Origin of the sequence: Pseudomonas sp. PA-5-4B (genome assembly GCF_021606215.1) — a bacterium.
GTDB lineage: Bacteria > Pseudomonadota > Gammaproteobacteria > Pseudomonadales > Pseudomonadaceae > Aquipseudomonas > Aquipseudomonas edaphica.
On the sequence record NZ_WKDB01000043.1, the window covers coordinates 39,327 to 56,675 of the forward strand.

At 60.7% G+C, this 17,349-nt stretch carries 16 protein-coding genes; 2 read left to right on the forward strand and 14 right to left on the reverse strand.

Features of this window, described 5'->3' with window-relative positions; translation table 11 throughout:
* Window positions 1–40: 40 nt before the first annotated feature.
* Both soxC and GIW28_RS20350 read left to right on the forward strand, forming a co-directional pair.
* Complete coding sequence (gene soxC / locus GIW28_RS20345) at window positions 41–1,333, forward strand: sulfite dehydrogenase (protein ID WP_169984807.1); 1,293 nt, start codon at window positions 41–43, stop codon at window positions 1,331–1,333.
* Window positions 1,320–1,904, forward strand: coding sequence for a c-type cytochrome (locus GIW28_RS20350; protein ID WP_236446390.1), 585 nt, complete (start codon window positions 1,320–1,322; stop codon window positions 1,902–1,904). The genes soxC and GIW28_RS20350 overlap by 14 nt, the downstream gene beginning before the upstream one ends.
* Window positions 1,905–2,143: 239 nt before the next feature.
* On the opposite strand, the gene GIW28_RS20355 is transcribed toward GIW28_RS20350, so the two are convergent.
* The 14 genes from GIW28_RS20355 to flhA all read right to left on the reverse strand — a co-directional run bounded on the left by GIW28_RS20355 (window position 2,144) and on the right by flhA (window position 16,477).
* Entirely contained in the window at window positions 2,144–2,536 is a 393-nt protein-coding gene (locus GIW28_RS20355; protein WP_017134964.1) for a DUF2802 domain-containing protein, read from the reverse strand.
* Window positions 2,537–3,019 (reverse strand): chemotaxis protein CheW, encoded by a 483-nt coding sequence (locus tag GIW28_RS20360; protein WP_017134963.1) that lies wholly within the window; start codon window positions 3,017–3,019, stop codon window positions 2,537–2,539.
* Window positions 3,020–3,081: 62 nt separating this feature from the next.
* Window positions 3,082–3,867, reverse strand: a complete 786-nt coding sequence (locus tag GIW28_RS20365) for a CheW domain-containing protein (protein WP_099548890.1) — start codon at window positions 3,865–3,867, stop codon at window positions 3,082–3,084.
* The gene (locus GIW28_RS20370) at window positions 3,867–4,655 is read right to left on the reverse strand and encodes a ParA family protein (protein WP_017134961.1); all 789 of its coding nucleotides are present in this window, start codon (window positions 4,653–4,655) and stop codon (window positions 3,867–3,869) included. Before GIW28_RS20370 ends, GIW28_RS20365 begins: the two co-directional genes overlap by 1 nt.
* 51 nt (window positions 4,656–4,706) lie before the next feature.
* Window positions 4,707–5,594: a flagellar motor protein MotD gene (motD, locus tag GIW28_RS20375; RefSeq protein ID WP_017134960.1), complete on the reverse strand. Its 888-nt coding sequence runs from the start codon at window positions 5,592–5,594 to the stop codon at window positions 4,707–4,709.
* A gap of 256 nt (window positions 5,595–5,850) precedes the next feature.
* The gene (locus GIW28_RS20380; RefSeq protein ID WP_005790033.1) at window positions 5,851–6,591 is read right to left on the reverse strand and encodes a flagellar motor protein; all 741 of its coding nucleotides are present in this window, start codon (window positions 6,589–6,591) and stop codon (window positions 5,851–5,853) included.
* Window positions 6,591–7,724 carry a protein-glutamate methylesterase/protein-glutamine glutaminase gene (locus GIW28_RS20385; RefSeq protein WP_236446388.1) on the reverse strand — a complete coding sequence of 378 codons (1,134 nt, stop codon included), beginning with the start codon at window positions 7,722–7,724 and terminating at the stop codon, window positions 6,591–6,593. Before GIW28_RS20385 ends, GIW28_RS20380 begins: the two co-directional genes overlap by 1 nt.
* 47 nt (window positions 7,725–7,771) lie before the next feature.
* On the reverse strand, window positions 7,772–9,997 hold the full coding sequence (locus GIW28_RS20390; RefSeq protein ID WP_138448979.1) for a chemotaxis protein CheA: 2,226 nt from the start codon (window positions 9,995–9,997) through the stop codon (window positions 7,772–7,774).
* Window positions 9,998–10,008: 11 nt separating this feature from the next.
* Window positions 10,009–10,797 (reverse strand): protein phosphatase CheZ, encoded by a 789-nt coding sequence (locus tag GIW28_RS20395; protein WP_099548887.1) that lies wholly within the window; start codon window positions 10,795–10,797, stop codon window positions 10,009–10,011.
* Between the two features lie 18 nt (window positions 10,798–10,815).
* Window positions 10,816–11,190: a chemotaxis response regulator CheY gene (locus GIW28_RS20400; RefSeq protein ID WP_003192908.1), complete on the reverse strand. Its 375-nt coding sequence runs from the start codon at window positions 11,188–11,190 to the stop codon at window positions 10,816–10,818.
* Window positions 11,191–11,358: 168 nt separating this feature from the next.
* The gene (gene fliA / locus GIW28_RS20405) at window positions 11,359–12,099 is read right to left on the reverse strand and encodes an RNA polymerase sigma factor FliA (protein WP_017134957.1); all 741 of its coding nucleotides are present in this window, start codon (window positions 12,097–12,099) and stop codon (window positions 11,359–11,361) included.
* Window positions 12,096–12,929: a flagellar synthesis regulator FleN gene (gene fleN / locus GIW28_RS20410; RefSeq protein WP_003192912.1), complete on the reverse strand. Its 834-nt coding sequence runs from the start codon at window positions 12,927–12,929 to the stop codon at window positions 12,096–12,098. Before fleN ends, fliA begins: the two co-directional genes overlap by 4 nt.
* 105 nt (window positions 12,930–13,034) lie before the next feature.
* Window positions 13,035–14,351: a flagellar biosynthesis protein FlhF gene (flhF, locus tag GIW28_RS20415; RefSeq protein WP_017134956.1), complete on the reverse strand. Its 1,317-nt coding sequence runs from the start codon at window positions 14,349–14,351 to the stop codon at window positions 13,035–13,037.
* A gap of 11 nt (window positions 14,352–14,362) precedes the next feature.
* On the reverse strand, window positions 14,363–16,477 hold the full coding sequence (gene flhA / locus GIW28_RS20420) for a flagellar biosynthesis protein FlhA (protein ID WP_056861060.1): 2,115 nt from the start codon (window positions 16,475–16,477) through the stop codon (window positions 14,363–14,365).
* Window positions 16,478–17,349: the final 872 nt, after the last annotated feature.

The following is a 17,349-nucleotide window of genomic DNA, read 5'->3' on the forward strand; positions in this document are numbered from 1 at the left end:
CGCTGGCGAGTCGCCAAAATTTTTGCTCAGGAGAGCCAGAATGAAAGACGACTCAACAGACGATAAACCCGCAATCGCCGCGCCCCTGGCTCGCCGGGACTTCCTCGGCAAAACCAGCCTGCTGGTTGGCAGCGCCGCGCTCGGGGTTGCTTTTGGCCCGTTGGCGCGCGCGGCACAATCTCCCGGATCAGCCGATGAACAACTGGAAGTGCCGGCCTGGACAAAAACCTTGGGCGGTCCCACCGGTGTGCCCTACGGTAAACCGTCCAGCTTTGAGACGGATGCGGTGCGCAATCTCTACCCCGGGCTTACCGAGCGCATGTCGGCCTACAGTACTTCGCCCCTGCAGGAACTGGACGGCATCATTACGCCCAACGGGCTGTTTTTTGAACGCCATCACGCCGGCGTGCCAGCGATTGATCCGGCCAGGCACTTCCTGGTGATTCATGGGCTGACCGACACAGCCTTGCTGTTCACCCTCGATGAGCTACGCCAGTTTCCCGCCGTCTCGCGCATCCACTTCATCGAATGCTCGGGCAACCCTTCATTCCTGCCGCCCTGGGGCAAAACCGCCGCTGAAGTCGCGGGCCTGGTCAGCTGTGCCGAGTGGATCGGCGTGCCGCTGAAAACCTTGCTGCACGCGGCTGGCCTTAAGCCAGGGGCGAAATGGGTTGTGGCTGAAGGCGCCGATGGCGCCGCCATGACCCGCAGCCTGCCGCTCGAAAAATGCCTGGATGACGTGTTGGTCGCCTACAGCCAAAACGGCGAAAGGCTGCGCCCCGAGCAAGGTTACCCCCTGCGTCTTATCGTTCCGGGTTATGAAGGCAATACCCACATCAAGTGGCTGCGCCGCCTGCATGTCACCGATGCCCCGGCGTACAGCCGTGAAGAAACGGCCAAATACACCGACTTGATGCCAGATGGGCGAGCCAGGAAGTTCTCCTTCGTGATGGAGTGCAAGTCACTCATCACGGCCCCGTCCGGCACCCAGACACTCACCCGCAAAGGCCCGCATGAAATACGCGGGATCGCCTGGAGCGGCAACGGCAAAATCACCCGCGTGGACGTGTCCGTCGACGGCGGGAACAACTGGTATGCGGCCACGCTGCAGGAGCCGGTGCTGAACAAATGCCTGACGGTGTTTCGCGCGCCCTTCCAATGGCTGGGCAAAGAAATGCTCATCATGAGCCGCGCCATCGACGAGACCGGCTACGTGCAACCCAGCCTGGAACAATTGAAAGCCGTGCGCGGGGACTTCTCGTTCTACCACAACAATGCAATCCAGCCCTGGCGCATCAACGCCAATGGGGAGGTGAGCAATGGCCGTGCATAACCTTACCGCCATGGCATTGGGGCTACTGAGCATGGGCGTGGTTGCGTGCGCATCGACGGCTGCGCAATCCGGCTTGGGGCAGCCGGTGACAGAGCACTACATCGCCCGCTGGAACATCGACGTCGCTCCCGATGGCAAGAGCCTGCCCGCCGGACAAGGCACGGTCATGGAAGGCGAAAAGGTCTATCAAACCAGCTGCCTTGGCTGCCACGGCGCGCACCTCGAAGGCGGCACAGGCCCGGCCTTGGTCGGCGGTGCCGGCTCGCTGCCCACGCCCAAACCGGTAAAAACCGTCGGCAGTTACTGGCCCTACGCAACCACCCTGTTCGACTATGTCAGGCGCACCATGCCCTTTCAGCAACCACAGTCGTTGAGCAATGATCAGGTGTACGCCGTGGTGGGTTACATCCTCAACAAAAACGAGATAGTGGAAGCGAACGCCACGGTGGATGCTGCCACCCTCACTCATCTGAAGATGCCCAATCGCGACGGCTTCTACGTCGACGACAGGCCGGATGTGCGTGTGGAGCCTTGCTATAAGGATTGTATCGGTAGCCCGAAAGCACGTTGATGTGCTTTTGATCCAACCACTCCGGTCGGCTTTCGATCTAAAGCGCAGATCAAAAGACCGCTGATTTCGCCAGCGAAAAGGATGTAATGGCCAGAGCAACAGAACAATACTCGGTCAACTGTGGGAGCTGGCTTGCCTGCGATGCAGGCACTTGGGCACATCAGGTACACCGAGTTGATGCCATCGCAGGCAAGCCAACTCCCACATTTCGACCGCGGTGTCTCAGAGGATCGCCGCAATCAGCTCTTGTGCAACTTGCTCATCAACTGCGCCTCAGCCTGGGTCAACCCACACGACTGCGTCAGCTCATCCACCGTCGCCCCCATGCCGACCAATTTGGCCGCCTGGGCAAACGACAGGCTTGAAGGATCACGCTGCTCGATCTGCGCCAACTTATCCGGCAACGGCCCAAGAATCGCGCGCAGTTCATGCACTTCATCCCCGACCTTCACCGCACTCTGCTGGAAGTGATCCACACGCTTGACCAAATCCAGAATCCGTCGGTCACGCACAGCATCGCGCTCGGCCTGCTGCACGGCCAGTTCCCGTTGCTGGCGCATATAGCGCAGCAGGAATGCCAACGTCCCGGCCCACAACAGGGCCAGGACAATCACCGCCGCATCAAGGAACAATCAGATGCTCTCCAGTTCCGACCATTCTTCTTCGCTCATCATCTTGTCCAACTCAACCAGAATCAACAGCTCGTTGTTCTTGTTGCACACGCCCTGGATGAACTTGGCCGACTCTTCGTTACCGACGTTCGGCGCGGTTTCCACTTCCGATTGGCGCAGGTAAACCACTTCAGCCACGCTGTCGACCATGATACCGACCACTTGCTTGTCGGCTTCGATGATCACGATACGCGTGTTGTCGTTGACTTCAGTAGGCATCAGGCCAAAACGCTGGCGGGTATCGATCACCGTCACCACGTTGCCACGCAGGTTGATGATGCCCAGCACGTAGCTCGGCGCGCCTGGAACCGGGGCGATTTCGGTGTAGCGCAGCACTTCCTGCACGCGCATCACGTTAATGCCGTAGGTTTCATTGTCCAGTTTGAAGGTAACCCATTGCAGGATCGGATCATCCAAACCTTGTGCGGATGCTGACTTGTTCATACCCCTGACCCCTTCAGTGTGTGCTTCTTCGACCGCGCAACCGCACGGCCCTTATTGTTCAATCAACTGCGTTTGTTCTGTGGCATCGTCTTGACCGCCCCACTGGCGATCAACTCGGCCAGTTCGGCGACGTCGAGCAACGCGCACATATGTTCAATCACGGTGCCCGCCAGCCAAGGCCGCTGGCCCCGGTGGCTGCGCCACTTGATTTCATTCGGGTCCAGGCGCAACGAGCGGCTGACTTGATGCACCGCCAGCCCCCACTCGTAGCCCTGCACCGAGATCACGTATTGCAAGCCCTGGCGAAAATCATCGCGGTAGCGGTCGGGCATCACCCAGCGCGCCGTATCCAGCACCTTGAGGTTGCCGGCCTGGCTGGGCAGGATGCCGAGGAACCACTCCGGTTGCCCGAACAGCGGCGTCAGCTCCTGGCCTTCCAGCGAGTAGATCGACCCCAGGCACACCAGCGGCACCGCCAGGGTCAACCCGGCGACGTCGAACAGCAGGCACTCGAACGGCTCGGCCGCCCACGATGGGCGACCGTCACCCGTGACCGGCGGCGGCGTGATGCTCGGCGGCAGGTGCACATCGACCACCGGTTCAACCACCACGGGCGTGACCACCACGGGCGCAGGCACAATCGGCACCACCACGTGGGCATCACGAGCCTGTTCTTCCAGCACCGCTAACTGAAATTCATCCAGGGTGCTTTCGGGTTCGACTACGGCCGGTTCAAGGACCAGAATCGGCTCGGGCAATTCTTCTGCCGTCGCATCCTGCAACAAGGCGTCCAGGTAGGATTCCAGTGCCAGTTGCGGCCGGGTCTTAAGCTCAACGGGACGGTTCATCACGCCACCTGCGCCACAAGTTGCTGGGACAGCAGATGTTTAAGCAACGCACGGTAAGCCAGTACGCCACGGCTCTTGCCGTCGAACTGCGACGGCGTGAGCCCGGCGCGGCTGGCGTCACGCAAGCGCGTGTCCACCGGAATGTAGCCGTTCCAGATCGTTTCCGGGTAAGCATCGCGCAACACCCGCAAGGTGCCCAGCGACGCTTGGGTACGACGGTCGAACAGTGTAGGCACGATGCTGAACGGCAGCGCCTGTTTGCGCGAACGGTTGATCATCGCCAAGGTGCTGACCATACGCTCCAGGCCTTTGACCGCCAGGTGTTCGGTCTGTACCGGGATCACCAACTGCTGGCTGGCCGCCAAGGCGTTGACCATCAGCACGCCCAGCAACGGTGGGCTGTCGATGATCGCGTAGTCGAAGTCCTGCCACAGTTGCGCCAGGGTCTTGGCGATCACCAGGCCCAGGCCGCTCTGCCCCGGCGACTGGCGCTCAAGGGTCGCCAGCGCGGTACTCGACGGCAACAGCGAAATGCTCTCGTTGCTGGTGGGCAGCAGCAATTGCCCGGGCAAATCTGCCGGTACGCTGCCCTTGTGCAGGAACAGGTCGTAACAGCTGTGCTCCAGCGCATCCGGGTCATAGCCGAAATAACTGGTCATCGAGCCGTGCGGGTCCAGGTCGACCACGACCACACGCTTGCCCGCCTCGGCCAGCAAGCCGGCCAAGGCGATGGACGTGGTGGTCTTGCCGACTCCACCCTTTTGATTGGCAACTGCCCAGACTCTCATTCAGTTGGTTCCTCCCGGTAGGCTAAGGCGCGACCGAGACATTACATAACATTATTGAGCCGGTGACGGAGAATTGACGGCGCTCTGACGAACCGGCGGCTTAACGGTTGGCGGTGCAGTTTGTGTGCCAGCCCGCTTCAAGGCTGCATCCGGTGTTGCGTTGGCAGTACCGGTGCCGGTCAGGCTGCGGCGCACATCCAGGTTACGTGACACCACCAGCACCACACGGCGGTTGCGCGCGCGGCCTTCGGCAGTGGCGTTATTGGCCACCGGTTGGAACTCACCGTAACCCACCGACGCCAGGCGCCCAGGGTTCACGCCCTGCATCGCGAGCATGCGCACGATGCTTGAGGCCCGTGCCGATGACAGCTCCCAATTGGTCGGGTATTGCGCGGTGCTGATCGGGAAATTATCGGTAAAGCCTTCGACGTGGATCGGGTTCTCAAACGGTTTGAGAATCGCCGCCACCTTATCGATGATGGTAAACGCCTGATCGCTCGGCAACGCATCGGCGCTGGCGAACAGCAGGCTGGAATTAAGCTCGATCTCCACCCACAACTCATTACCGCGCACGGTCATCTGGTTGGATTTGATCAAGTCGCCAAACGCGGCACTGATGTCATCGGCGATGCTTTTGAGCGGGTCGCTGGTGCCACCGATGCCGGCGGCGGTTTCGTCACTGTCATTGACCAGCGGCTTGGCCGGCGTCACGGTCTTGGGCCGCTCCTCGCCAATCGGGATCGGCTTGAGCGAGCGGTCGGTGTCGTTGAACACGCCCACCAGCGCCTGGGAAATAATCTTGTACTTGCCTTCGTTGATCGACGAAATGGAGTACATCACCACAAAAAACGCGAACAGCAAGGTGATGAAGTCGGCGTAAGACACCAGCCAGCGTTCATGGTTGACGTGCTCTTCAGGCTCGCGGCGGCGACGGCTCACAGGCAGATACCTCCCTGACCCCTATTGAGCGCTTCACTGGTGCCCGCTTCATTGTGGCGAGCGAGCTTGCTCGCGCTGGGGCGCGAAGCGGACCCACTCCAGGCAATGCGTTTGTTCAGGCAGGTTGCGGTGTATGGTTTTGGGGCTGCTTCGCAGCCCAGCGTGAGCAAGCTCACTCGCCACAACAAGCTCACTCGCCACAACAAGTTCGCTCGCCACATAACGCTCACTGGCCACAGGTCGATGTGCATGGGCATTAATCCATGAAGCCCTGGAGCTTCAATTCGATGGAGCGCGGGTTCTCGCCCTCGGCAATCGACAAGATGCCTTCCAGCAGCATTTCGCGGTAACGCGATTGGCGCATGGCGATCGACTTGAGCTTGCTGGCCACCGGCAACAACACCAGGTTGGCACTCGCCACGCCGTAAATGGTGGCGACAAACGCCACGGCAATGCCGCTGCCCAGCTGCGACGGGTCGGCCAGGTTGCCCATCACGTGGATCAGGCCCATCACGGCACCGATGATGCCGATGGTCGGCGCGTAGCCGCCCATGCTTTCAAAGACTTTGGCGGCGTTGATGTCGCGGCTTTCCTGGGTGTAGAAATCCACCTCAAGGATGCTGCGAATCGCCTCGGGTTCGGCGCCGTCGACCAGCAATTGCAGGCCTTTGCGTGCATAGCTGTCGGGCTCGGCATCGGCCACGCCTTCCAGGCCCAGCAGGCCTTCCTTGCGCGCGGTGAGGCTCCAGTTGACCACACGGTCGATGCCGCCGGGCAGGTCCACGCGCGGCGGGAAGATAATCCACACCAGAATCTGCATGGCGCGCTTGAACGAACTCAGCGGCGACTGCAACAGCGCCGCGCCCACAGTACCGCCAATCACGATCAGCGCCGCCGGGCCATTGGCCAAGGCGCCGAGGTGGCCGCCTTCCAGGTAGTTGCCGCCGATAATCGCGACAAACGCCATGGTGATGCCAATCAGGCTCAAGACATCCATCAGAGGCAGGCCTCCACCAGATGTTTGCCGATGTCGTCCAGGCTATAAACCGCGTCAGCCAGGTCCGCCTTGACGATGGCCATGGGCATGCCATAAATCACGCAGCTGGCTTCGTCCTGCGCCCAGATCGCGCTGCCACCCTGCTTGAGCAGGCGTGCGCCTTCACGGCCGTCGGCGCCCATGCCGGTGAGTACCACCGCCAGAACTTTGTCGCCGTAGGACTTGGCCGCCGAGCCGAAGGTGATATCCACGCACGGCTTGTAGTTCAAGCGCTCGTCGCCCGGCAGGATTTTGATCGCGCCACGGCCGTCGACCATCATCTGCTTGCCGCCCGGTGCCAGCAGTGCCAGGCCAGGACGCAGGATGTCACCATCCTCGGCCTCCTTGACGCTGATGCGGCACAGCTTGTCCAGGCGCTCGGCAAAGGCCTTGGTGAAGGCGGCGGGCATGTGCTGGATCAACACGATCGGCGCCGGGAAGTTGGCCGGCAGTTGAGTCAACACGCGTTGCAAGGCCACCGGGCCGCCAGTGGATGTACCAATGGCGACCAGCTTGTAGGCTTTGCGCTTGGGCGCAGGCGAATGCGCGCTCGGTGCCGGGGCCCGCGCCGGCGCCACTGCGGGCCGGGCTATCGGTGCCGGGGCCGGGCGAGCAAACGTCGAGGTGCTCGGCGTCGGCGCGGCAACTGGCGCGGGCGCAGGCGCAGGCGCAGGCGCACTGAACAGGCTGCGACGATTACTGCGCGAAATGCTGTGCACCTTCTCGCACAGCATCTGCTTGACCTTGTCGGGGTTGCGCGAGATGTCTTCGAAATTCTTCGGCAGGAAGTCCACCGCACCCGCGTCCAACGCATCCAGGGTCACCCGGGCGCCTTCGTGGGTCAGCGAGGAGAACATCAACACCGGGGTCGGGCAGCGCTGCATGATGTGCCGGACTGCGGTGATGCCATCCATCATCGGCATCTCGTAGTCCATGGTGATCACGTCCGGTTTCAACGCAATGGCTTGATCAATCGCCTCTTTGCCGTTGGTGGCCGTGCCGACCACCTGGATGGTTGGATCGGCGGAAAGAATTTCCGAGACGCGGCGGCGGAAGAAACCCGAATCGTCCACCACCAGGACCTTGACTGCCATAAACACTCCGTTAGGCGGGGCGGGCAAACCGCCCTGCCCCGCCAGAATCAAATACGCCGTGCGGCGTAACGCTTGAGCATGCTCGGAACATCGAGAATCAGCGCGATCCGACCGTCACCGGTGATGGTCGCACCCGACATGCCCGGGGTTCCCTGCAGCATTTTGCCCAAAGGCTTGATGACCACTTCTTCCTGGCCCACCAGTTGATCGACCACAAAGCCAATGCGCTGGGTGCCCACGGACAGAATCACCACATGGCCTTCGCGCTGCTCTTCATGCTTGGCCGAAGCCACCAGCCAGCGCTTGAGGTAGAACAGTGGCAACGCCTTGTCGCGCACGATCACCACTTCCTGGCCGTCCACCACGTTGGTGCGTGACAGGTCGAGGTGGAAGATCTCGTTGACGTTGACCAGCGGGAAGGCGAACGCCTGGTTGCCCAGCATCACCATCAGGGTCGGCATGATCGCCAAGGTCAACGGCACCTTGATCACGATCTTGGAGCCCTGGCCCTTGGTCGAGTAAATATTGATCGAGCCGTTGAGCTGGCTGATCTTGGTCTTCACCACGTCCATGCCCACGCCACGGCCGGACACATCGGAAATCTCGGTTTTGGTCGAGAAGCCCGGCGCGAAGATCAGGTTGTAGCATTCGGTGTCGGTCAGGCGGTCGGCGGCGTCCTTGTCCATCACGCCGCGCTTGACCGCGATATTGCGCAGAATCGCCGGGTCCATGCCTTTGCCGTCATCGGTGATCGACAGCAGGATATGGTCGCCTTCCTGCTCGGCCGCCAGAATCACCTTGCCGTTACGCGACTTGCCCGAGGCTTCGCGTTCTTCCGGGGTTTCGACGCCATGGTCGACGGCGTTGCGCACCAAGTGGACCAGCGGGTCGGCCAGGGCCTCGACAAGGTTTTTGTCGAGGTCGGTTTCTTCACCCACCAGTTCCAGGTTGATTTCTTTCTTGAGCTGGCGCGCGAGGTCGCGAACCAGGCGCGGGAAACGGCCGAAGACTTTCTTGATCGGCTGCATCCGCGTTTTCATTACGGCGGTCTGCAAGTCTGCGGTGACCACGTCGAGGTTCGACACGGCCTTTTGCATGGCTTCATCGCCGCTGTTCAGGCCCAGGCGCACCAGGCGGTTACGCACCAACACCAGTTCGCCGACCATGTTCATGATGTCGTCCAGGCGCGCGGTATCAACCCGCACGGTGGTTTCGGCTTCACTGGCAGGCTTTTCGGCTACCGGCGCCGCTGCGGCACGCGCAGGTGCGGCAGCCGGTGCCGGTGCGGGCTTGGCAGCCACAGGCGCGGCGGCTTTGGCTGGCGCAGGTTTGGCAGCCACAGGCGTTGCAGTCGCTGCTGCGGCCGGGGCCACTTCAGAGAACTTGCCTTTGCCATGCAACTCGTCGAGCAGCGCTTCGAATTCGTGATCGGAGATCAGGCCGTCAGCGGCAGGCTCAACGCTGGCAGGCGCAGCGCTGGCGGCAGGTGCGGCCGCGATGGCGGCGACTTCCGGCAAGGCTTCGGCAGCAAACGTGCCCTTGCCATGCAGTTGGTCGAGCAGTGCTTCGAATTCGTCGTCGGTAATGTCGGTGGCGCTTGTAGATGTGGCAGACGCAGCAGGCGCTGCCGACTCAGCAGCAGGTGCCACGGCGTCCGGCGCAAACTGGCCTTTACCGTGCAACTGGTCGAGCAGGGATTCGAATTCTGCGTCGGTAATGTCTTCGCTGGTCGGCACGGCAGGCGTAGCCACCGCTTGCGGTGCTTCAGCTTCGGCTTTCACCGCGCTCAGGGAGTTGAGCAGCTGTTCGAACTCGCTGTCGGTCACATCCGGCTCGGCTTCAACTTCAGGCTCAGGCGCGGCGACCGGCGCAACCGAGGTATCGGCAGGTTCGGCCAGGCGTGCCAGCGCAGCCAGCAGCTCCGGCGTGGCAGCAGTGATCGGCGCACGCTCGCGCACCTCGCTGAACATGCCGTTGACCGCATCCAATGCTTCGAGAATCACGTCCATCAGTTCCGAGTCGACGTGACGCTCACCCTTGCGCAGGATGTCGAACACGTTCTCGGCGATGTGACAGCACTCCACCAGCTCATGGAGCTGGAGGAAGCCGGCGCCCCCTTTTACAGTGTGAAAACCGCGAAAAATTGCATTGAGCAGGTTCGCATCATCCGGTCGGCTTTCCAGCTCGACCAGTTGTTCGGACAGTTGCTCTAAAATTTCGCCGGCCTCTACAAGGAAATCCTGAAGGATTTCTTCATCGGCGCCGAAGCTCATGTGGGTGCTCCTTAGAAGCCTAAACTGGATAACAGGTCATCTACGTCATCCTGACCTGACACAACGTCTTCACGTTTATCGGCATGAATCTGCGGACCTTCACCCTTGGCGAGATGTTTTTGTGGATCTTTTTCCGAGAGGATCGCTGCGCGGTCATGTTCGATGCCGGCAAAACGGTCGACCTGGCCGGCCATCAGTACCAATTTGAGCAAGTTGCTTTCCACTTCGGTGACCAGTTGGGTCACGCGCTTGATCACTTGACCGGTGAGGTCCTGGTAATCCTGGGCCAGCAGAATGTCATTGAGGTTGCTGGCCACCGTGCGGTTTTCCTGTTCGGTGCGCGACAGAAAGCCCTCGACCCGACGCGCCAACTCACGAAACTCCTCAGCCCCCACTTCCCGGCGCATGAAGCGGCCCCAGTCAACGCTGAGCGCCTGAGCTTCGGTGGCCATGCCATTGACCAAGGGCGTGGCGTTTTCCACCAGGTCCATGGTGCGGTTGGCCGCCGCCTCAGTCAGCCGGACCACATAGGACAGGCGTTCGGTGGCATCGGTGATCTGCGAGATTTCTTCGGCCTGGGGCATGTGCGGGTCAATCTGAAAATTGACGATTGCACTGTGCAGCTCGCGTGTGAGCTTGCCCACTTCCTGATACAGGCCGCGGTCACGGGTCTGGTTAAGCTCATGGATCAACTGCACCGCGTCGCCGAACTGGCCTTTTTCAAGGCTGTCGACCAACTGGTGAGCATGCTTTTTCAGGGTCGATTCAAAATCGCCCTGTGACGTTTCTTTATGCTCCATAGCTCCCCCGTGGTGACATCAGCCGTGGATGCGTTCGAAGATTTTTTCGATCTTCTCTTTCAAGGCCAATGCAGTGAATGGCTTGACCACGTAACCGTTAACCCCGGCTTGGGCGGCTTCGATGATCTGTTCACGCTTGGCTTCGGCGGTCACCATCAACACAGGCAAGCTGCGCAGTTTTTCATCGGCGCGCACGTGACGCAGCAAGTCGATACCGGTCATGCCCGGCATGTTCCAGTCGGTTACCAGAAAGTCGATGCTCCCGCTGTTGAGGATCGGAATCGCCGTCAGGCCGTCATCCGCCTCGACCGTGTTGGTGAACCCAAGGTCACGCAACAGGTTTTTTATGATCCGCCGCATCGTTGAGAAGTCATCAACGATGAGGATTTTCATGTTCTTGTCCAATTCGACCTCCAAGCAGTCTTAAACGCGCCCAGCACCTGGACGCGCCATTTCAATCAACAGGCGTTACACAAAAAGGACTGCCCAGGGCACCACGGCACGAACCCGCAAAAGCGTAGAGCCTTTGCGGTAGCGTCTGCAGTGTCCCCACACTGCCTGTCAGCGCGCGCGCCACTCTCCCAATCGCCCCCGCAAGCGGGCGGCGCACTGGCTATGCAGCTGGCTGACACGCGATTCGCTGACCCCCAGGACCTCACCGATTTCCTTGAGGTTCAGCTCTTCGTCGTAGTACAGCGCCAACACCAGTCGCTCACGCTCCGGCAAATTGGCAATCGCCTCCGCCAACGCGCTCTGGAAACGTTCGTCTTCCAGGTCGCGCGACGGTTCCAGATGTGCACTCGCGCCGTCCTCGTGCAGCCCTTCGTGTTCGCCGTCCTGCAAAAGGTCGTCGAAACTGAACAGGCGGCTGCCCAAGGTATCGTTCAAAATCCCGTAGTAATCGTCGAGACTCAATTGGAGTTCGGCCGCAACTTCATGATCTTTAGCGTCACGACCGGTTTTTGCTTCAATTGCACGAATTGCGTCACTGACCATACGCGTATTGCGGTGTACCGAACGCGGCGCCCAATCCCCTTTACGCACTTCATCGAGCATCGCACCGCGTATGCGAATACCCGCATACGTCTCGAAACTCGCGCCCTTGCTCGCGTCGTATTTGGTCGACACTTCGAGCAGGCCGATCATGCCGGCCTGGATCAAGTCCTCAACCTGCACACTGGCAGGCAGGCGTGCCAGCAAGTGATAGGCAATGCGCTTGACCAAGGGCGCATAGCGCTCGATCAGTTCGCCCTGACTGTCACGTGCCGACTTTTTGTAAAGGTTGTAGCCGCTGGATGTCATAGCACAGGTCCCGCGCTCGTCTGATGCACCAATCGCTCGACGAAAAACTCCAGATGCCCCCGAGGGTTGGCAGGCAACGGCCAAGTATCGACCTTCTGAGCAATAGCCTTGAACGCCAATGCGCACTTCGAACGAGGGAACGCTTCATAGACTGCACGCTGCTTTTGCACAGCCTTGCGCACACACTCGTCATAAGGAACTGCGCCCACGTATTGTAAGGCGACATCGAGGAAGCGATCCGTGACCTTGGTCAACTTGGCAAACAGATTTCGCCCTTCCTGCGGGCTTTGGGCCATGTTGGCCAGCACGCGGAAGCGGTTCATGCCGTAGTCACGGTTAAGCAGTTTGATCAGGGCATAGGCGTCGGTGATCGACGTGGGTTCGTCGCACACCACCAGCAGCACTTCTTGCGCGGCGCGCACGAAGCTGACCACGGACTCGCCGATCCCGGCGGCGGTGTCGATCACCAGCACATCGAGGTTGTCGCCGATGTCGCTGAACGCCTGAATCAGGCCGGCATGCTGCGCCGGGCTCAGGTGCACCATGCTCTGGGTGCCTGAGGCAGCCGGCACGATGCGAATGCCACCGGGGCCTTGCAGCAGCACATCGCGCAGCTCACAACGGCCTTCGATCACATCGGCAAGGGTGTGTTTGGGTGTCAGCCCCAGCAGAACGTCCACGTTCGCCAGGCCCAGGTCAGCATCCAGCAGCATGACGCGACGGCCAAGCTCTGCCAGGGCCAGGGACAAATTCACTGACACGTTAGTTTTCCCGACGCCACCTTTGCCGCCGGTCACCGCGATCACCTGTACGGGATGCATGCTGCCCATTTTATTTCTTTACCTTGTCTTGCTTAGACGCAGGCTACATGGCTTGGCCGCGTGAATCGCTTGCAGACCATCGATGTAGATACATTTCACGGTGTTCATCCTGCCTCACCCCACCCGCTTAGCCGGGTTGTGGTAAAGGTCGGCGAACATATCGGCCATCGCTTCCTCGCTAGGCTCTTCTTGCATTTGCACACTGACAGCACGGCTGACCAACTGATGACGGCGCGGCAGATGCAAATCATCCGGGATCCGCGGCCCGTCGGTCAGGTAGGCAACCGGTAACTCATGACTGATAGCCAGGCTCAACACCTCGCCCAGGCTCGCAGTTTCGTCGAGCTTGGTGAGAATGCAACCGGCCAGGCCACAGCGTTTGTAGCTGTGGTAGGCAGCGGTAAGAACCTGTTTCTGGCTGGTGGTTGCAAGCACCAGGTAATTTTTCGACTTGATGCCACGCCCGGCCAGGCTTTCAAGCTGCATGCGCAGTGCCGGGTCGCTGGCTTGCAAGCCGGCCGTGTCGATCAACACCACGCGCTTGCGCAGCAGTGGGTCGAGTGCATTGGCCAGCGACTGGCCCGGGTCGACGTGGGTCACCGTCACATTGAGGATGCGGCCCAAGGTCTTGAGCTGCTCCTGGGCGCCGATGCGATAGCTGTCCATGCTCACCAGCGCGATGTTCTGCGCGCCGTACTTGAGCACATAACGCGCGGCCAGCTTGGCCAGGGTGGTGGTCTTGCCCATGCCGGCGGGGCCGACCATGGCAATCACACCGCCCTCTTCCAGCGGTTCGATTTCCGGCGTGGCGATCATGCGCGCCAGGTGCGCCAGCAACATGCGCCAGGCTTGGCGCGGTTCTTCGACTTCAGCCGTCAGTGCAAGCAAATCGCGCGACAACGGGCCGGACAGGCCGATGCGTTGCAGGCGACGCCACAGGTTGGCCTGGTGCGGTTTGCTGCCTTGCAGTTGCGTCCACGCCAGCGAGCCCAGCTGCACTTCGAGCAGCTCACGCAGGCCATTGAGTTCAAAACGCATCGAGTCGAGCGCGCGCTGGTCGACAGCGGCGGCCGGGGCTGGCGCTGCAGGGCGTGGCGGTTCTTTGAAGGTCGGTTCTACCAACGGCTCGGCGGCGGTCAGCGGCAAGCCGGCGAACAATTGGCGATTGGTGCTGGCATCGCTGTCGCCACGCATGCTCAATTCAGCCTGGGCCGAGACAATGCGCGAAGCGGTCTTGCGCAGTTCGTCTTCGAGTTCCATGTTCGGCACGCGCGGCGCCAGCGCCGACGGGGTGTAATCCAGGGCAGCCGTCAGCTCGACACCGCCGGCAATGCGACGGTTTCCAATAATCGCGGCATCGGCGCCCAGCTCATCACGTACCAGTTTCATGGCCTGACGCATATCGGCGGCGAAAAAACGCTTAACTTGCATAACCCACTACCTCAGCCGTTGGGCCCTACTGTCGCGACGATAGTCACTTGCTTATTGTCAGGAATTTCCTGATAAGCCAAAACGTGCAAATTCGGAACTGCCAGGCGACCAAACCGCGACAACATCGCTCGAACCGGGCCTGCCACCAGCAGAATCACCGGGTGGCCCGCCATTTCCTGACGCTGGGCGGCTTCGATCAACGAACGCTGCAGTTTCTCAGCCATGCTTGGCTCCAGCAGAACGCCCTCTTCCTGGCCAAGTCCGGCCTTCTGAATACTATTGAGCAATATTTGTTCCAACCTTGGTTCCAAGGTGATCACAGGCAGCTCAGACTCAATGCCTACAATGCTTTGCACGATGGCGCGGGACAACCCGACACGCACCGCGGCCACCAAAGCGGCAGTATCTTGACTCTTGGCGGCATTGTTGGCGATGGCCTCGGCAATGCTGCGAATGTCGCGCACCGGCACCTGTTCGGCGAGCAAGGCTTGCAGCACCTTGAGCAACTGCGACAGCGACAGCACGCCGGGTACCAGTTCTTCGGCCAGTTTCGGCGAGGCTTTGGCCAGCAAACCCATCAATTGCTGGACTTCCTCGTGGCCGATCAGCTCATGGGAGTGCTTGTAGAGGATCTGGTTGAGGTGGGTGGCGACCACGGTGCTGGCGTCGACCACGGTGTAACCGAGCGATTGTGCCTGGCTGCGCTGGCTGACTTCGATCCATACCGCTTCCAGGCCAAAAGCCGGATCTTTGGCGGTAATGCCATTAAGCGTGCCGAACACCTGGCCAGGGTTGATCGCCAACTCACGATCCGGGTAGATCTCGGCTTCGGCCAGGATCACGCCCATCAGGGTCAGGCGGTAGGCGCTGGGGGCCAAATCAAGGTTGTCGCGGATGTGCACGGTGGGCATCAAGAAGCCCAGGTCCTGGGACAGCTTCTTGCGCACACCCTTGATCCGCGCGAGCAGTTGGCCACCCTGGTTACGGTCCACCAGCGGAATCAGGCGGTAGCCGACTTCCAGGCCGATCATGTCGATCGGGGTCACGTCATCCCAGCCCAGCTCCTTGGTTTCCTGGGCGCGGGCCGGGGATGGCAGCAAGTCTTGCTGGCGGGCGATTTCCTGCTGGGCCTGGACCTTGACCGCATTTTGCTTGCGCCAGAACAGGTAGGCACCACCGGCGGCCATGGCCGCCATGCTCAGGAACGACACGTGCGGCATGCCCGGCACGATGCCCATGATCGCCATGATGCCGGCGGCTACGGCCAGCGCCTTGGGCGAGGCGAACATCTGGCGGCTGATCTGCTTGCCCATGTCTTCGGAGCCCGAAGCACGGGTGACCATGATGGCTGCAGCTGTGGATAACAACAGTGATGGCAATTGCGCCACTAAACCGTCACCAATGGTCAGCAAGGCGTAGACCTTGCCCGCATCGCCGAAGGTCATGCCGTGCTGGAAGATCCCGACCGCCATGCCGCCAATCAGGTTGATAAACAGGATCAACAGGCCAGCGATGGCGTCGCCGCGCACGAATTTACTCGCGCCGTCCATGGAGCCATAGAATTCGGCTTCCTGGGCGACTTCCAGGCGACGGGATTTGGCTTGGTTCTGGTCGATCAGGCCGGCGTTGAGGTCAGCGTCGATCGCCATTTGCTTGCCGGGCATGGCGTCGAGGGTAAACCGCGCGCTCACCTCGGAAATCCGCCCGGCGCCCTTGGTCACCACCACGAAGTTGATGATCATCAAAATCGCGAACACCACGATACCAACCACATAGTTACCGCCGATCACCACCTCACCAAAGGCCTGGATCACCTTACCGGCGGCGGCGTGGCCGTCCTGGCCGTGGAGCATCACCACTCGTGTGGATGCCACGTTCAGCGCCAGGCGCAGCAGGGTCGCGATCAGCAAAATGGTCGGGAATACGGCGAAATCCAGCGGCCGCAGGGCATACACGCAGACCAGCAGCACCACCACCGACAGCGCAATGTTGAAGGTGAAAAACACGTCGAGCAGGAACGGCGGCATTGGCAACATCATCATTGCCAGCATCACCAGCAACAACAACGGCACACCCAGGTTGCCCCGCGACAAATCAGTCAGGGTGCCACGGGCCGTGTTGAGCATTTGAGAGCGATCTACCACCGGTATTCCTCGTGTTCCTTGAAGCAAAGTTTTGACGCGGGAGAGCGTCCTGGAGGCGGTATTGCAAGAAGCCTTCCAACTTTGGTTTCAGGGCGACGATCGTCGAGTGGTCACCGGTTCAAATGTGGGAGCTGGATGGGGGTGTGATGATCGTTCCCACGCGCAGCAAAGGAATGCAGCCAGGGACGCTCCGCGTCCCGACTTGAGCCCGGCGCAACGGTGACGCAGAGCGTCACGGGAGGCATTCCCACGCGGGAGCGTGGGAACGATCTTCAGCGGGCTTGCTCGCGAAGGCGGTGGTTCAGTTAGAACAGTTTTGGCTGACACACCGCTTTCGCGAGCAAGCCCGCTCCCACAGCTGGATGGGGGTGTACCTGTTGTAAAGATCGTTCCCACGCTCTGCGTGGGAATGCAGCCAGGGACGCTCCGCGTCCCGACTTGAGCCTTGCGCAACGGTGACGCAGAGCGTCACAGGAGGCATTCCCACACGGGAGCGTGGGAACGATCTTCAACCAGCTCCCACAGTTGGATGGGTGTGTACCTGTTGTTACTGAGGAAATTTCCGACAAGGTTTTCGGGTTGCCCCTAGGAACCGGGCTCCCTAGTCTCCGTACACCGCTGCAAATGCAGTGGTCGGGCGTCGCGGCCCGGTTTACTACGGAGTAAAAGCACCATCTCCCTTTCAGTCGACGCTTTTTTATCGTCTACTGTGCGGCGCTATGGCGGCTGTGCGCGGGATACCTTCGGGTATGCCGGGTTGCTCCTAGACCGGTCCGCGAACCTGCGTACAGCTGCCACCTTCAATCGCGTCGCGGCGATCAGTGGCGGCTCCACTTTCGCAAGGAGCTTCACAA